Annotated in this window: 13 protein-coding genes; 7 read left to right on the top strand and 6 right to left on the bottom strand. The window is 40.4% G+C overall.

The features are described 5' to 3' along the window. The first annotated feature begins 165 nt into the window (after positions 1-165). The 3 genes from RMZ41_RS04445 to RMZ41_RS04435 all read left to right on the top strand — a co-directional run bounded on the left by RMZ41_RS04445 (position 166) and on the right by RMZ41_RS04435 (position 5,161). Complete coding sequence (locus RMZ41_RS04445; RefSeq protein WP_322640736.1) at positions 166-1,803, top strand: adenylate/guanylate cyclase domain-containing protein; 1,638 nt, start codon at positions 166-168, stop codon at positions 1,801-1,803. A 244-nt stretch (positions 1,804-2,047) separates the two neighbouring features. Further along, positions 2,048-3,415, top strand: coding sequence for an NAD-dependent succinate-semialdehyde dehydrogenase (locus RMZ41_RS04440; protein ID WP_322640737.1), 1,368 nt, complete (start codon positions 2,048-2,050; stop codon positions 3,413-3,415). Between the two features lie 102 nt (positions 3,416-3,517). Further along, complete coding sequence (locus RMZ41_RS04435; RefSeq protein WP_322640738.1) at positions 3,518-5,161, top strand: acetolactate synthase large subunit; 1,644 nt, start codon at positions 3,518-3,520, stop codon at positions 5,159-5,161. Between the two features lie 327 nt (positions 5,162-5,488). On the opposite strand, the gene RMZ41_RS04430 is transcribed toward RMZ41_RS04435, so the two are convergent. After that, positions 5,489-5,803, bottom strand: a complete 315-nt coding sequence (locus RMZ41_RS04430; RefSeq protein ID WP_322640739.1) for a hypothetical protein — start codon at positions 5,801-5,803, stop codon at positions 5,489-5,491. A gap of 348 nt (positions 5,804-6,151) precedes the next feature. Here RMZ41_RS04430 and RMZ41_RS04425 point away from each other — a divergent pair, with 348 nt between their 5' ends. Then, positions 6,152-7,234: a class I fructose-bisphosphate aldolase gene (locus RMZ41_RS04425; RefSeq protein ID WP_322640740.1), complete on the top strand. Its 1,083-nt coding sequence runs from the start codon at positions 6,152-6,154 to the stop codon at positions 7,232-7,234. A gap of 95 nt (positions 7,235-7,329) precedes the next feature. Here RMZ41_RS04425 and RMZ41_RS04420 read toward each other — a convergent pair whose 3' ends face one another. The 3 genes from RMZ41_RS04420 to RMZ41_RS04410 all read right to left on the bottom strand — a co-directional run bounded on the left by RMZ41_RS04420 (position 7,330) and on the right by RMZ41_RS04410 (position 9,118). Further along, positions 7,330-7,998 (bottom strand): ribonuclease T2 family protein, encoded by a 669-nt coding sequence (locus RMZ41_RS04420; protein WP_322640741.1) that lies wholly within the window; start codon positions 7,996-7,998, stop codon positions 7,330-7,332. A gap of 249 nt (positions 7,999-8,247) precedes the next feature. Next, positions 8,248-8,460 carry a hypothetical protein gene (locus tag RMZ41_RS04415; RefSeq protein WP_322640742.1) on the bottom strand — a complete coding sequence of 71 codons (213 nt, stop codon included), beginning with the start codon at positions 8,458-8,460 and terminating at the stop codon, positions 8,248-8,250. Between the two features lie 148 nt (positions 8,461-8,608). After that, positions 8,609-9,118: a hypothetical protein gene (locus RMZ41_RS04410; RefSeq protein WP_322640743.1), complete on the bottom strand. Its 510-nt coding sequence runs from the start codon at positions 9,116-9,118 to the stop codon at positions 8,609-8,611. A 226-nt stretch (positions 9,119-9,344) separates the two neighbouring features. Here RMZ41_RS04410 and RMZ41_RS04405 point away from each other — a divergent pair, with 226 nt between their 5' ends. Together RMZ41_RS04405 and RMZ41_RS04400 are read left to right on the top strand one after the other, a co-directional pair. Further along, on the top strand, positions 9,345-10,511 hold the full coding sequence (locus tag RMZ41_RS04405; RefSeq protein WP_322640744.1) for a pyridoxal phosphate-dependent aminotransferase: 1,167 nt from the start codon (positions 9,345-9,347) through the stop codon (positions 10,509-10,511). 424 nt (positions 10,512-10,935) lie between these two features. Next, positions 10,936-11,409: a hypothetical protein gene (locus tag RMZ41_RS04400; RefSeq protein ID WP_322640745.1), complete on the top strand. Its 474-nt coding sequence runs from the start codon at positions 10,936-10,938 to the stop codon at positions 11,407-11,409. Positions 11,410-11,483: 74 nt separating this feature from the next. Here RMZ41_RS04400 and RMZ41_RS04395 read toward each other — a convergent pair whose 3' ends face one another. Both RMZ41_RS04395 and RMZ41_RS04390 read right to left on the bottom strand, forming a co-directional pair. Further along, positions 11,484-12,050, bottom strand: a complete 567-nt coding sequence (locus tag RMZ41_RS04395; RefSeq protein ID WP_322640746.1) for a Uma2 family endonuclease — start codon at positions 12,048-12,050, stop codon at positions 11,484-11,486. Positions 12,051-12,120: 70 nt separating this feature from the next. Further along, positions 12,121-13,308 carry a tetratricopeptide repeat protein gene (locus tag RMZ41_RS04390; protein ID WP_322640747.1) on the bottom strand — a complete coding sequence of 396 codons (1,188 nt, stop codon included), beginning with the start codon at positions 13,306-13,308 and terminating at the stop codon, positions 12,121-12,123. Positions 13,309-13,490: 182 nt separating this feature from the next. On the opposite strand from RMZ41_RS04390, the gene RMZ41_RS04385 reads away from it, so the two are divergent. Beyond that, a complete protein-coding gene (locus tag RMZ41_RS04385; RefSeq protein ID WP_322640748.1) occupies positions 13,491-14,924 on the top strand; it encodes a protein kinase domain-containing protein in 1,434 nt (477 codons plus the stop codon). Positions 14,925-14,941 lie beyond the last annotated feature (17 nt).

Here is a 14,941-nt window from a genome sequence, read left to right as displayed (position 1 = left end):
AGATCGTCATTACGAATTATGAATTACGAATTATTAGTGTAATATCTGTCACGTACAGTTGTCGGAATGCAGTTAACAGTGTCATAAACAAAAGGTGAAGGTTAACCTGTAGGGTATAACTTACCTGAGAGTTGCTTGCACCTCTAGCTTTGATGGATCACACTCATGACTGAACTCACGCTACGCCTACAAGAGGGAGATACGGAGACAACGATCGCAGTCGATCGAGATATATTCACAATTGGCCGTTTGCCGGAATGTAACCTGTACTTACCTTTTGCTGGAGTATCGCGCAACCATGCACGCCTAGTAAAAACGGCTGCTGGTGTGTGGATTATTGAGGATCTAGGCAGCAAAAATGGGACGCAAGTCAATAAATATCTTGTTAATTCCCCGCAAGAGTTATATCACGGCGATATCATTTGGCTGGGCAATGTTAGTCTGGTAGTCCTGCTCACAAACCCTGTTGCCCAATCGATACCTCAATATCCCGTAAGCTCGGAAAATAATGACCAGAGAACAATCCTGCACAATGTTGAACAGTTACAACAGCAATGGATCGCATCTGATAGTAAGGATGGCAGCATCAACAATAAGGAGCAAACCATTGCCCGTCTTAAAGACTTAGTGGATATAGCTAAAAATCTCTGTGCTGCGGCATCTATAGAAGAGATTTTTTCTCAGGTGCAGCAAGTCGTTTTTCGTTACCTTGATAGTATCGATCGCTTGGCATTATTAATTGATGTTAATGGTTGCGGTCAATTAGAGTTAGTAAACGCTGCCACTAGAAATATTTCCCAACAAAAACATCTCCCCTCAGATGGAAGTTGGATTAGTCGGAGTATCTGTCAAAAGGTATTTGACGAAAAAGTTGTGATTCAAACCGCCGATACCCATCAAGATGAACGGTTTGCTAGCGAACAGAGTATTTTAGTTAAAGGCATTCGGAGCGCGATGGCAGTGCCTTTATGGGATGAAAATAAGGTTGTGGGCGTACTCTATGCCGATGCCAATCTTTCTTCTTATCATTGGGCAAATGAGGGCGAGGAAGAACTCAGTTTCTTTTCAGCTTTAGCAAACCTTGTGGCTTCGAGTGTGCAGCGTTGGCTACTGGTAGAGAAACTTAAAACTGAAGAGATGATTCGTCACCGACTAGAACGCTATCATTCTCCAGCAGTTGTGCAGCAGTTGATTTCTGTCGGTGGATTACCGGGTGGTCGTTTAGCGCCAGCAGAGAGCGAAATTAGTATTTTGTTTGCCGATTTGGTGGGCTTTACGGCAATTTCGGAACGGTTAACACCAACTGCGATCGCTAAACTATTAAATAATTTATTTGAAGAAATGCTAAAAGAGGTGTTTACTTACGGCGGCACTTTAGATAAATATATTGGCGACTGTATAATGGCATTTTTTGGCGCTCCAGAACCGCAAGCAGATCACGCCGATCGCGCTGTTGCTGCTGCTAAAGGAATGCTCACTCGTCTAGAACATCTTAATGCCAATGGTTTTTGGCACGAACCCCTGCAATTACGGATTGCGATTAATAGCGGTAAGGCTGTTGTGGGAGATGTCGGTAGTTCCCAAAGGGTAGATTATACGGCATTAGGCGCAACGATTAATCTTGCTGCTCGGATGGAAGCAGTTTGCCCCCCCAGTGAATGCGTCATTAGTCAAGCCACTCATAAAATGCTTTCACTACCTGAAGACTTCCAGGAAATGGGAGATTATCGTTTTAAAGGTATTGATCGATTGGTAAAGGTTTATCAGACAAATTTGCAGCAAGTAGCAACAATTATTCATTAAGTATTGGGAATTGGGAATTGGGAATTGGGAATTGGGAAAGCAAATGACAAATGACAAATGACTCATTTATCAAGATAAATACATAGTTAAGTTGTATATTTTATTTCAAGGATAATTGCGAAATTGTAATATTAGGCAACTAATTATTGGTGAAAAGATTAAAATTTGGGTGTAGCTTCCAAAATTGATCTGTGTAACACTAGGAAGCCAATAGTCAAGCTATTTTTTAACGGGAGGTTAGGTAATGGCGATCGCCACCATTAATCCCGCCACTGGGGAGACGCTCAAAACCTTTGAGGCGCTCAATGATACAGAAATTATCGCTAAACTCGATTTAGCTCATCAGACTTTTGAACAGTATCGTCAGACTAGTTTTTCTGAGCGATCGCAATGGCTAGAAAAAGCTGCTGAGATTTTAGAGCAAGATAAAGCAGAATTTGCTAAGTTAATGACTCTAGAAATGGGTAAGCCATTTAAAGCTGCGATCGCGGAAGTCGAAAAATGCGCCGTCGTCTGTCGCTACTATGCCGAACACGCTCCTGCTTTTTTAGCTGATGTCAGTATAAAAACTGATGCCAGCCAGAGTTTTGTACGTTATCAACCAATGGGTGTAATTCTCGCAGTGATGCCGTGGAATTTCCCCTTTTGGCAAGTTTTCCGCTTTGCTGCACCAGCATTAATGGCGGGAAATGTCGGCTTACTCAAACATGCTTCCAATGTGCCGCAGTGCGCCTTGGCAATCGAAGATATTATCCGTCGCGCGGGTTTTCCTGAAGGTGCGTTTCAAACTCTATTAATCGGCGCTGCCAAAGTCGCCGATTTAATGGCTGATGACCGCGTAAAAGCTGCTACCTTAACCGGAAGCGAACCAGCAGGCATATCCCTCGCCGTCGCCGCCAGTAAACAAATTAAAAAAACCGTTTTGGAATTAGGAGGAAGTGACCCTTTTATTGTGTTAGAAAGCGCTGACTTAGAGACAGCAGTTGTCACAGCTACTACAGCGCGGATGTTAAATAACGGGCAATCATGTATTGCAGCGAAACGTTTTATTGTCGCAGAAGCGATCGCAGATAAATTTGAAAAATTGCTTTTAGAAAAATTTGAGGCGCTAAAAGTAGGCGATCCCATGCAACCAGACACCGATTTAGGCCCCCTGGCTACACCTGGTATTCTCCAGGATTTAGATCAACAAGTTCAAGCTGCTACTAAAAGCGGCGGTAAAGTCCTCATCGGCGGACATCCTTTATCAGATCGTCCAGGGAACTTTTATCCGCCAACGATTATCATAGATATCCCGCCTGACTCACCAATTGCCAAAGAAGAATTTTTTGGCCCGGTAGCCTTGTTATTTCGGGTTCCAGATATCGATGCTGCTATTAAACTCGCTAATGACTCACCTTTTGGCTTAGGTGCAAGCGCTTGGACAACCAACGACCAAGAGAGCGATCGCTTAGTTGAAGAAATCGAAGCCGGTGCCGTGTTTATCAACAGTATGGTCAAATCCGATCCTCGGTTGCCCTTTGGTGGCATCAAGCGTTCTGGATATGGCAGAGAATTGAGTATCCAAGGTATACATGAGTTTGTCAATGTTAAAACCGTGTGGGTGAAATGATTAGTCATTAGTCATTGGTCATTGGTCATTAGTCAAAGAACAAATGACAAATGACAAATGACAAATGACAAAGGACTAAATAAAAAATAGTTAGGAAATAAAATGAATACAGCAGAATTATTAGTGCAGTGCCTAGAAAATGAAGGAGTGGAATATATTTTTGGACTCCCTGGCGAAGAAAATCTGCACGTTTTGGAAGCGTTAAAACATTCTTCGATTAAATTTATTACGACTCGTCATGAACAGGGTGCAGCATTCATGGCCGATGTCTACGGACGCTTAACAGGAAAAGCCGGAGTGTGTCTTTCTACTCTTGGCCCTGGGGCGACCAACTTGATGACTGGGGTAGCAGATGCTAACCTCGATGGTGCGCCTTTAGTGGCGATTACCGGTCAAGTGGGAACAGATAGAATGCATATTGAATCCCATCAATATTTAGATTTGGTGGCAATGTTTGCACCTGTTACCAAGTGGAATAAGCAGATTGTGCGACCGAGTATTACACCAGAAGTAGTGCGAAAAGCATTTAAGCGATCGCAATCAGAAAAACCTGGTGCAGTTCACATCGATTTGCCAGAAAATATTGCTGCCATGCCCGTCGAAGGCAAACCTTTGCGTAAGGATAATAGCGAAAAAACTTATGCATCTTTTGCTAGCATTCGGGCCGCCGCCGCCGCAATTTGCCAAGCAGTTAACCCATTAATCTTAGTAGGAAATGGGGCAATTCGCGCTCAAGCCAGTGATGCCGTAACGCAATTTGCTACCTTGCTGAATATACCTGTTGCCAATACCTTCATGGGTAAAGGCGTTATCCCCTACACACATCAACTAGCTTTGTGGTCAGTAGGATTACAGCAAAGAGACTTTATTACCTGTGCTTTTGATAACACAGATTTAGTAATTGCGATCGGCTATGATTTGATTGAGTTTTCCCCCAAAAAATGGAATCGGAATGGTGAAATTCCGATTGTGCATATTGGGGTAAATCCGGCAGAAATTGATAGTAGTTATATTCCTAATGCCGAAGTTGTGGGAGATATTTCAGATTCCCTCTATGAAATTTTAAAATTAGCAGACAGACAAGGTAAACCCGATCCCTTTGCCATTAGTTTAAGGACAGAGATTCGGGCTGATTACGAACAGTATGCCCATGATGATGGATTTCCCATTAAGCCGCAAAAGTTAATTTATGACTTACGCCAAGTGATGGGCCCAGATGATATCGTCATCTCTGATGTTGGCGCACATAAGATGTGGATGGCGCGTCATTATCATTGCCATAGCCCCAATACTTGCATAATTTCCAATGGCTTCGCAGCTATGGGTATTGCCATTCCTGGCGCTTTAGCAGCAAAACTCGTTCATCCCAAGCGCAAAGTTGTTGCAGTCACAGGCGATGGTGGCTTTATGATGAATTCTCAAGAATTAGAAACAGCCTTGCGTGTCGGTACGCCCTTTGTCACCATAATTTTTAATGATGGTGGCTATGGGTTAATTGAGTGGAAGCAAGAAAATCAATTTGGCAAAGGAAACTCATCTTTTGTGCATTTTAGCAATCCTGATTTTGTCAAATTGGCTGAAAGCATGGGTTTAAAAGGCTACCGAGTTGAATCAGCTTTAGATTTGATTCCCACACTCAAAGAAGCCCTCGCTCAAGATGTACCTGCGGTGATAGATTGTCCTGTGGACTATCGGGAAAATCATCGTTTTAGCCAAAAAGCCGGCGAGTTGAGTTGTGCGGTGTAAAAACTACAGACGCGATTAATCGCGTCTGTACAAGAGTTAGGAGTTAGGAGTGATTTATTCCTAACTCCTTACTAATTTCTACAGGGCTGGGATTGCTTCGCTCTGCTCGCAATGACTGTAATTATTTTTGTCCGACTACTTATCAAAAACTCGCTGATGGAGTTCAAAGGCTCGTTCACGAGTATCAAAAACGTAAGGTCTACAATGATTTTGAATACTACAAGTTAGTAAAGTGGTGTGTTACGCCAAGGGCTAACACACCCTACTAAAACTACTGCTAAAAATAGAAGTTGGAATACGAGTACATCAAGCTTAGGTTGATTTTTACTATTTATGCTGGCGTAATTGCTCTACTATATATTCTTCTAGTTCTTGTTTTTCTCTATTACTGGCATTTCGTTGATAAGTTCTGCCTGTTTCTTGCATAAACCTACGTTTCTCACTAGGAGAAGATTTGAGCTTACTTCCCGATGCTTGCAGTTTTTGCTGTAATTCTTCCCAAGTCTTCTCACCTACACTTTCACCTAGTTTTACCAGTGCCTTGGGTAGTAATGTTTTTGCCTCTCTTTGAAAATCTTCTTCTGTTTCAAGGGAAGCGAAATCTATTTTGCTGAAGTCGAGATCAATTTGAAATTTACTCATAGAATTGTATTTGTTCTTTTAACAATTATTGCCACAATGGGAATCTGCGAAGATTACTTCTCGACATTTTTGTTGTCAGATGATGAGTATCAGAATTGAAATATATCAAATTATCAGTCTGCAATCCACCAAAATCCTCAAAAGCACGATTCTTTCTTTGTGCATCTTGGCTCAAATAATGGTTATATCTCAGACAATCATTAATTTTAGCCATTTTTAAAGAATAATTTAAGGCTTTTATATCAAAAGGAATATATATCTAGTTAATACAAGCCTAAGCAGGTTAGGAGTGTTAAAAATGCTATCTTAAAGGCAAAGGTCATTTGCTCAATTTTTCAGGAAAACGCTATGACTACAACGCTCAAAGAGGTTAATTCTATTGAGTCATTGCTAGGTAAAGAGGCTGAAGACCTGCTTACCTACAAAGCAAAGGTTTCTCAAGATTTAATACATTTGCCTGGGCCAGATTTTGTAGATAGAATCTGGCTCAACAGCGATCGCAATCCTCAAGTATTGCGTAATATCCATTTACTTTACTCTACCGGTCGTCTGGCAAACACAGGTTATCTCTCGATTTTACCAGTAGACCAAGGGATTGAACACTCAGCAGGTGCGTCTTTTGCGCCCAATCCGATTTACTTTGACCCGGAAAATATTGTTAAGCTAGCGATCGCCGCAGATTGCAATGCTGTTGCTACCACTTTGGGGACATTAGGTATAGTTTCGCGCAAGTATGCCCACAAAATTCCCTTTATTGCCAAAATCAATCACAACGAATTGCTGACTTTCCCCAATCAATTTGACCAAGTATTGTTTGCTGATGTCGAACAAGCTTGGAATTTAGGGGCGGCGGCGGTAGGTGCGACAATTTATTTTGGTTCAGAGCATTCTACCAGACAAATCCAAGAGATTAGCAAGGCTTTTAAACGCGCCCATGAATTAGGTTTGGCAACAATTCTCTGGTGTTATCTGCGGAACAACGCTTTTAAACAAGATAAAGATTACCACCTTGCGGCTGACCTCACCGGACAGGCGAATCATTTGGGCGTGACGATTGAAGCTGATATTATCAAACAAAAGTTACCCGAAAATAACAATGGTTACGGCGCAATTGCCAAAGCCAGTGGTAAGAGTTATGGCAAAACCGACGAGCGCGTTTATACAGAATTAACAACCGACCACCCAATTGATTTAACTCGTTACCAAGTACTGAATTGTTACTCTGGGCGTGTAGGGCTGATTAATTCTGGTGGCGCGACTGGTAAAAATGACTTCGCCGAAGCAATTCGCACGGCTGTAATTAACAAACGCGCTGGTGGTTCAGGATTAATTTCTGGGCGAAAGACCTTTCAGCGTCCTTTTGAAGAAGGCGTGAAGTTATTTCACACTATTCAGGATGTTTACTTGTCGCCAGATGTGACGATAGCTTAGGGAATGGAGGAAGAGGCAGAGGAGCAGGGAGCAGGGGGGAAGTTACAGTAAGTCCCCTCTGCCCAATGCTCCATGCCCAATGCCCCATGCCCATTTCATCTAACATTTCTCAATAAAAAATCTGGCTGACCACAACTTTTTTGCGATCGCTTCAAAATCTCGGCACTACAAATACCAGGTTGACCGTTTTTGGAGTAACAAAAGAAGACTTCTTGCAAAAATCTTCCCGAACCAGAACAAAAGGGTGCTACACCATCAGCAGTAATTTGATTATTTGCACTCACAAAGGAATTTTTAAAATTCGTAATTGTGGTACGCAATGGTTTCGCCGGACGATTATAAGCTGCGGGAATAGCGATCGCATCTTTTAACTTTTTACTCAATCCCAAATATTCCGCAGGAGTTTTCCCCGAACAAGTACCATGTTTTTCCCATTCATGATCGTAAAGTTTATTACTAGGGTATAAATTGGGAAACTGCCGCTTTACTTCCGATGGTAATTTTTGCGTGGAACAATTAGCAGGATAACCTTTTTGGTATTGTGGCCACAAACCATGTAATACAAAACCAAGTTTCTTACCAGAACTGCACTGCTGTGGATCGCGAGTGCCATTTGTCGCACAATAATCCGGCGACCAAGAGAGTGTCAGTACATAAAAATCAAATTTACCCGGAGTACCGCGATTTTGAGCAATGGCAGCATTAGGTATAAAAAGACTAGTAATTAACAGAGAAGATGCGATGAAAAATTTCTTGAATTGCATAAAATTAGTTTTCTCTAAAAATTAAAATACTAGATAAAGTACATTCTTAATAATCACTTGTCAATAATCGGTAATTATTCATAATTTCGAATGACTGAATCCCTAACTATGGCAAGCACTTCCGAAAGTTTCAGACTTATCTAAACCCTGTTTAAATCAACGAGCGTTTCTTAAAATTCTAGCTACATAATATTTTTGGCTAATTGAAAATAGATGTTTGTGTGAATAGGTTTAATTGAAATATTTTATTTAATAAATACTCGTAATAAATAAAATAAAACCTCCAATTAAAAATGTAATATTTTGAGCAATTCCTAATATATCAGAAGGCGGGGTGATTTTAGAAAGATATACACCCGTAAAGAAAACAACAACTCCCGTTATTATTTGAGTTGACTTTTTAATTTGTTGTGTCAATCTGTCTACAGCTTTGACTAACCCTTGATTATTCTCATCATTCATAGACACTTATGTTTGTAAATTGGTTGCTGTATATAATCTACCAAATACTCTAAAACCTTTCTTTATGTAAAAACATTTTCACACCGTAGGTATTAACCACGGTGTGCTTAGTCATCAGATTTAATCGCTTCTAACAATGATGCAAAAACTATGGATTAGGTAAATTTGCTTGAACGGCTGGTAAGAGATCGTTATTTTCCTCTATTCTTAACATTCTTATATCTCTTACTGATACTGGAAACCAAGGTAATCTTCTAGATAAATCTTGAGCAGCTAAAACACAAGTAACGGCGTTAACACTTTCATTACCAAAATAAACACTTCCTTGCTGTCTAGTAAAACCGTGTGAAGAAAGTACTTTTTTAATTTCACCATAGGCATTGTTGTAAGGGTCGCTATAGGACTGTCTCAAAGTTTCAATATCCATATCAAAAGAAATTGCGTACATTCTTACATTACCTTGCGGGAATTTATCATCATCGATTGTAATGTACGAATTGGCGTTAAGCTTTTTATTTTGAAGAGTGTTTTTTGATTTTGTGTACATGGTTTTACTCTCAATTTTGTTATCTAACTCAATTTTAACCAATGCTGATTTTCTATACCCTACCTTTAAATATTTCTTACTTTTTAGCGATCGCTCATATAGTGTATTCATCCATAAATTTCTCAAAACCTCGTAATATTAAGGTTTATAACAGTGCAAGTAAGTTTAAATCTATTTCTTAGTTCTGGGTATACATTAAATTCTTCTGAGTCCTTGTGTCAAGCTTAATTGAGATGTTCTGACCCCGCAATCGGCAACAAATTCAAAAAAGGCAAATCTTGGTAGAGATTCTGAGATATCCTTAGATAAGTGAAAGATTTGCCAAATAATAGTAAGAATGAAGCTGGCAGCAAGAGTAAGTCAGGTAACACCTTCATTAACCTTAGCGATCGCAGCCAAGGCTAAGGCACTGAAGGCGGAAGGAATAGATGTTTGTAGTTTTAGCGCTGGAGAACCAGATTTTGATACCCCAGCGCATATTAAAGCCGCAGCAGTCAAAGCTTTGGAAGAAGGCAAAACCAAGTATGGTGCAGTAGCCGGAGAACCAAAGTTAAGGGAAGCGATCGCCCAAAAGCTTAAAATTGATAACGGTCTTGATTACAAGTCAGAGAATGTCATCGTCACCAATGGCGGTAAACATTCTCTGTACAACCTGATAGTGGCATTGATCGATCCAGGTGATGAGGTAATTATTCCTGCACCCTACTGGTTAAGTTATCCCGAAATGGTGACTTTAGTCGGTGGGGTTTCGGTAATTGTGCCCACAGATGCAACGACGGGTTATAAAATTACTCCCGAACAACTCCGTAAAGCCATCACGCCGAAGACGAAGTTATTTATCCTCAACTCTCCATCTAATCCTACAGGGATGGTTTACACGCCAGATGAAATTAAAGCATTGGCGCAGGTAGTAGTTGATGCAGATATCTTTGTCGTCTCTGATGAGATTTACGAAAAGATTCTCTACGACGGTGCAGAACATATCAGCATCGGTTCTCTTGGGAAGGAAATTTTTGACCGGACTTTGATTAGTAATGGGTTTGCGAAAGCTTATTCTATGACTGGTTGGAGACTCGGCTATTTAGCGGGGCCAGTGGAAATTATTAAAGCAGCGAGTACCATCCAAGGGCATAGTACATCTAACGTGTGTACCTTTGCCCAATATGGTGCGATCGCAGCGCTACAAAGTCCTCAAGATTGCGTTGAAGAAATGCGCCAAGCCTTCGCCAAACGCCGACAGGTAATGCTAGAGAGACTCAACGCCATTCCTGGATTGAGTACTGCAAAACCAGATGGTGCGTTTTATCTGTTCCCTGATATCAGCAAAACCGGTCTAAAATCCTTAGAGTTTTGTGACGCTTTGCTGGAAAAACATCAAGTTGCAGTCATTCCTGGAATTGCTTTTGGCGCTGATGACAATATTCGCCTTTCTTACGCCACAGATATGGCAACTATTGAAAAAGGAATGGATAGATTGGAGAAATTTGTCAAGTCGCGTATTTAGTTCTTTGTCATTTGTCATTTGTGAAGAGAATTTATTAACTCTTCAACTTCTTGACTCCACCTTTTCGACTCAGAACAGGTGGAGTTTATATTAAAAACTGAAGTTTCGAGTTGTGATCTCAAGTTATACCAATTCATAATTCAGAAAGTCCTACCTAGTCAGGGTTTCAGGGTTTGCATCTGTTTTATTATTTTCGTGAAATGGTATTACGTTATCGTATTCTTGATACTTTCCAATAAAACGAATAAAAATAATTTCGATATTATAACTGCGGGTTTGATCATGGCTGAACGTCACCGTCCCCCGATACTTAAACCAAATGAATTCTACACATTCCGCAGCTATTTTTAAATGAAATTTGCTCCCGCCGATATTTTGCGGGAATTAGGAGTAACTTTAACTAAATCTTCAATCAATTTATCTATTGCTGCTTCGATTACCAGACTTATACCAACGCTTGGAAGATGCGATCGCTCGTGTTAGTCTAACTAGTGAAGCGGCGAGACGCGAAGTACTAATCGCACCCATCTTATTAGAAGTAGCCCACATCACACAAGCAACAGTTAATATTGAGTACCCTATTGAAGTTAACCAGTACCTCAGAGGTGACTTAGACTACTATCTGGAATCAAAACACAATGTTTTAGTGGTAGAAGCAAAACAGGCAGACTTAACACGGGGATTTACCCAGTTAGCCACAGAGTTGATTGCCTTGGATACATGGGTAGAATCAGATGAGCCAATTTTGTATGGTGCTGTAACTACTGGAGATATTTTGCAGTTTGGTAGTTTCTCTCGCCAAGATAGGAAAGTGAGTCAAGATTTAATGTTGTATCGAGTGCCAACTGATTTAGAAATTTTGATGCAGATTTTAGTGGGAATTTTGATGCAAGGTTAAATCACCATTAAGCTGAATTTTGCATTAAAGGGTATGGTTGAATCAATGATTTACTGCCTCAAATACTTGTTGCTTCACACAAACAACCGCGCTACAGTGCAAACAAAATTTGGTAATAGAGGCGAGGATAAGTCATCCGTTGCAAATAATGTTGCCACTAATTTTAGAACTGCTTTTTCTCGGCGATACACTTCAACTTGTTGTAATTGCCAGTTCAAAATCCAATATTCTTGAACTCCTCTAGAAGCATATAATTTTAACTTAACTTCGCGATCGCGTCGCTCGTTTTGGACTCCAGGCGAAAGTACTTCTACAACCAGTTCAGGCGCTCCCGTTAAATGTCCTTCGTTATCAAGTAGAATGGCGAGGCGTTCTTTACTTACCCAAACCACATCAGGAATAACATTATCTGCGTCAGTAAAAATAATTCCTGGTGTTGGCACAGCTTCACCAAGACCTGTTGAGAGTGACCAACCTCTTAATTCTGCATAAATATTACCAGTAGCTTTTTGATGTCCCCAATGTGGTGCCCTAGTCACAAATAATTCCCCATCGATAATTTCATAGCGATTACCGTTATCTGGCAATAACTCTAAGTCTGCACTTGTCCAACGTACCCATTCATCAATGACTTGGCTCATCTGAACCCCTTAAATATTAATAATAATGTCATTTGTCATGCCCAATGCCCAATGCCCAATGCCCTCAGTTCTACATTAACTCCATCTCCCGCAATCCCTGGCGTAGTCTCTTCGCTTCTTCAGGATTGTATCTTTCATGAAGAGCGATCGCTTTCTTAAAAGCTGTTAAACTATCTTGATGATTGCCAGCTTTTAGCAACACTACTCCTAAATTTTGATAGGCTTCGGCATAGTTGGGATTTAGGGCGATCGCATTTCGATAATATGCGATCGCATCTGTCAATAAGCCCAAAGCTTTAAATGTCATCGCCAAATTATAATGACCAAAAACAAAAGTCGGGTCAATTTTTAAAGTTGTAGCGTAAGCAGTTTTCGCACCGTTGAAATCTCCGGCTGCTTTGAGTAAGTTACCCAAGTTGTTGTATGCTCCTAATTTGAGCATGGGGTAAATAGGCAATTTGATGGCAGTTTTATAGTGAGAAATCGCCTGTGGGAATTTTTGCAAGCGACTGTAGGCAATGCCTAAATGATAGTGGAGTTCATATAAAATATCGTAGTTGTCTTCAGCCGAGCTAATTCCCCGTCTCAACAACTCCATACCTTGGGCAATTTTCCCCGTTTCCACATACAATGCCCCTAATTTACTGCAAACATAAGGGTCATCGGGATGAGTTGCAAGAAACCCTTCCATCGCTGTAGCTGCTTTGTCATATTTGTTATTTTGAGCGATCGCACTTTTTTGATATCCTGTGTGTACAAGTGCAACCCCTGGTAAATAACCTATTTGCCAATGAGGTTCTTTGGTTAAAATTGCTGAGACGCTATCATCCACTAAGGCATGGTAAGGACGGTCAAAACGAATATCTGGATGATTGCGGAATAATCTAGAAACTAGAGAATAGGGAGATTGTTCTGCACCAACTTCTTGACGGACGAGATTGATAAGCAGATATTCGTCTGTTGCGATCGCTTCTCGCAACTGCGGTACAATTGCTGGAGTCAGGGTTTCATCAGCATCTAATACCAAAATCCAGTCACCAGTGACATATTTTAAAGCTGCATTACGGGCAGCGCTGAAGTCATTACACCATTTAAAATGATGGACTTTTGCACCAAGTTGTTGGGCAATATTGGGAGTGCGATCAATTGAGCCTGTATCCAAGACTACCATTTCATCCACTACAATTCTTACACTGTTCAGACATTTAGGCAGTGTTGCGGCTTCATTTTTCACAATCATGCACAGGCTCAAAGTCATAATTTAAAAATTGGCAATGGGGAATGGGGATTGGGGATTGGGGATTGGGGATTGGGAATTGGAAAGAGACAGAGGGGGAAACTAATCTCCCTGCCCCTTGCCCTATTCCCCATTCCCAACTTAAATTTTGTGCAAAAATCAAGATTAACAAAATCAGTCAGTGAGTCAATCTGGGAGAAGGGGTGAATTTAATACAGGGTCAAACCATCGGTGGACGCTACCAAATTCTCACCCAACTGGGACAAGGGGGGTTTGGTACGACTTTCTTAGCTCAAGATATGCAAAGGCCAGGGAATCCACAATGTGTTGTTAAGCATTTTAAACCACTCTCTACCGATGCATACACTTTACGAGAAGCTAAACGTTTATTTAATCAGGAAGCATTAACCCTGGAAACATTAGGAAAGCATGACCAAATTCCTCAACTATTGGCTCACTTTGAAGAGAATCAAGAATTTTATTTAGTTCAGGAATTTATTCCAGGTCACGATCTTACCAAAGAAATACCTCCTGTATACAACCAATTGAGTGAATCGGAGGTAATTAAACTCCTAAAAGATATTTTGTCAGTTTTAGCATTTGTCCATCAGCATAATGTGATTCACCGGGATATCAAGCCTGCTAATATTCGACGGAGAACATCAGATAACAAGATAGTACTAATTGACTTTGGGGCTGTCAAACAAATTAGTACTCAGATGGCTAATTCTCAAGGGCAAACAACTTTGACTGTAGCCATTGGTACTCATGGGTATATGCCGAGCGAACAAGCTAATCGTACTCCACAATTGAGCAGCGATATTTATGCAGTGGGAATTATTGGTATTCAAGCTTTGACAGGGATTAATCCTGCTGACTTTGGCGGTCAAGGACTACCAAGAAACGCTGATACTGGCGAAATTGATTGGCGCAACCAAATACAAGTAAGTCAGCAGTTAGCACAAATTTTAGACACAATGGTGCGTTATGATTTTCGTCAGCGCTATTCGACAGCAGCATCGGCATTGCAAGCTTTAGAAATGTTGGAGAAAGTACCAGATACTACAATTCATAAACCCCTGCTATCTACACAACCTAAGAAAGTTTTTATCAGTGTAGCAATAACCGCAGTAGTTGCTACTATAAGTCTATGGTTATTACAATTACAAACTTCTACACTAAACTTTTTGACTTATGAAGATTCTAGTAATGGCATAAAGATAAAATATCCAGAAAGTTGGAAAATCCAAGAAGCACCAAACCTGATAACTAAAGAATTAGTGACATTTTTATCACCTAAGCAAAGTGATACAGATAATTTTCAAGACCTTTTGACTATAACTGTTGAAGATTTTTCTGGTACATTAACTGAATCACAAGATTTATTTATTAAAGAAGTCAAAGCCACTTTCTCTGATGCAACTATTGTAAATACTAGTGAAACAACTTTAGCGAACAAACGAGCTAATCAATTGATTTACATCGGCAAAGATGGCAAAAAAAGTTTAAAAAATTTACAAGTTTGGACTTTAAAAGGTAATCAAGCATACATTATTACCTATTCAGCAGCAACAGAGGATTACGATCGCTTCTTACCAACAGCAGAGGAAATGATTAAATCATTTGAAATTAAGTAATAATTCTGTAATGATGC

It is taken from the genome of Nostoc sp. DedVER02, from assembly GCF_034530675.2.
Classification (GTDB): Bacteria; Cyanobacteriota; Cyanobacteriia; order Cyanobacteriales; family Nostocaceae; genus Nostoc.
Note: the sequence above shows the minus strand (reverse complement) of the source record. Positions and strands in the feature narration are given on the sequence as shown.

Excerpts from the sequence above, each read along its gene's own strand:
- RMZ41_RS04420 (WP_322640741.1), bottom strand. The coding sequence starts at position 7,998 with ATGCAATTCAAGAAATTTTTCATCGCATCTTCTCTGTTAATTACTAGT.
- RMZ41_RS04390 (WP_322640747.1), bottom strand. The coding sequence starts at position 13,308 with ATGACTTTGAGCCTGTGCATGATTGTGAAAAATGAAGCCGCAACACTG.
- RMZ41_RS04445 (WP_322640736.1), top strand. The coding sequence starts at position 166 with ATGACTGAACTCACGCTACGCCTACAAGAGGGAGATACGGAGACAACG.
- RMZ41_RS04415 (WP_322640742.1), bottom strand. The coding sequence starts at position 8,460 with ATGAATGATGAGAATAATCAAGGGTTAGTCAAAGCTGTAGACAGATTG.
- RMZ41_RS04395 (WP_322640746.1), bottom strand. The coding sequence starts at position 12,050 with ATGAGCCAAGTCATTGATGAATGGGTACGTTGGACAAGTGCAGACTTA.
- RMZ41_RS04435 (WP_322640738.1), top strand. The coding sequence starts at position 3,518 with ATGAATACAGCAGAATTATTAGTGCAGTGCCTAGAAAATGAAGGAGTG.
- RMZ41_RS04405 (WP_322640744.1), top strand. The coding sequence starts at position 9,345 with ATGAAGCTGGCAGCAAGAGTAAGTCAGGTAACACCTTCATTAACCTTA.
- RMZ41_RS04430 (WP_322640739.1), bottom strand. The coding sequence starts at position 5,803 with ATGAGTAAATTTCAAATTGATCTCGACTTCAGCAAAATAGATTTCGCT.
- RMZ41_RS04440 (WP_322640737.1), top strand. The coding sequence starts at position 2,048 with ATGGCGATCGCCACCATTAATCCCGCCACTGGGGAGACGCTCAAAACC.
- RMZ41_RS04425 (WP_322640740.1), top strand. The coding sequence starts at position 6,152 with ATGACTACAACGCTCAAAGAGGTTAATTCTATTGAGTCATTGCTAGGT.
- RMZ41_RS04410 (WP_322640743.1), bottom strand. The coding sequence starts at position 9,118 with ATGAATACACTATATGAGCGATCGCTAAAAAGTAAGAAATATTTAAAG.